Here is a 1,104-nt window from a genome sequence, read left to right on the forward strand (position 1 = left end):
AACCCCGAAGGGCACACGAGGCCAGATGCTCCTTAGAAAGGAGGTGATCCAGCCGCACCTTCCGGTACGGCTACCTTGTTACGACTTAGTCCTAATCACCGATCCCACCTTCGACGGCTCCTTCCACAAGGGTTAGGCCACCGGCTTCGGGTGTTACCGACTTTCATGACTTGACGGGCGGTGTGTACAAGGCCCGGGAACGTATTCACCGCAGCGTTGCTGATCTGCGATTACTAGCGACTCCGACTTCATGAGGTCGAGTTGCAGACCTCAATCCGAACTGAGACCGGCTTTTTGGGATTCGCTCCACCTTACGGTATCGCAGCCCTTTGTACCGGCCATTGTAGCATGCGTGAAGCCCAAGACATAAGGGGCATGATGATTTGACGTCATCCCCACCTTCCTCCGAGTTGACCCCGGCAGTCTCCTATGAGTCCCCGGCATAACCCGCTGGCAACATAGAACGAGGGTTGCGCTCGTTGCGGGACTTAACCCAACATCTCACGACACGAGCTGACGACAACCATGCACCACCTGTACACCGACCACAAGGGGGCGACCATCTCTGGCCGTTTCCGGTGTATGTCAAGCCTTGGTAAGGTTCTTCGCGTTGCATCGAATTAATCCGCATGCTCCGCCGCTTGTGCGGGCCCCCGTCAATTCCTTTGAGTTTTAGCCTTGCGGCCGTACTCCCCAGGCGGGGCGCTTAATGCGTTAGCTACGACACAGAAACCGTGGAAAGGTCCCTACATCTAGCGCCCAACGTTTACGGCATGGACTACCAGGGTATCTAATCCTGTTCGCTCCCCATGCTTTCGCTCCTCAGCGTCAGTTACGGCCCAGAGATCTGCCTTCGCCATCGGTGTTCCTCCTGATATCTGCGCATTCCACCGCTACACCAGGAATTCCAATCTCCCCTACCGCACTCTAGTCTGCCCGTACCCACTGCAAGCCCGAGGTTGAGCCTCGGGATTTCACAGCAGACGCGACAAACCGCCTACGAGCTCTTTACGCCCAATAATTCCGGACAACGCTTGCACCCTACGTATTACCGCGGCTGCTGGCACGTAGTTAGCCGGTGCTTTTTCTGCAGGTACCGTCACT

At 56.5% G+C, this 1,104-nt stretch carries 1 other annotated feature (only partly in view).

Annotation, left to right across the window (positions count from 1 at the left end):
- Nucleotides 1-1,104, reverse strand: a sequence feature (most likely nonfunctional fraction of RNA operon) (it extends 3,115 nt beyond the left edge of the window).

The sequence above is a fragment of the Curtobacterium sp. PhB146 genome (assembly GCF_004342995.1).
GTDB lineage: Bacteria > Actinomycetota > Actinomycetes > Actinomycetales > Microbacteriaceae > Curtobacterium.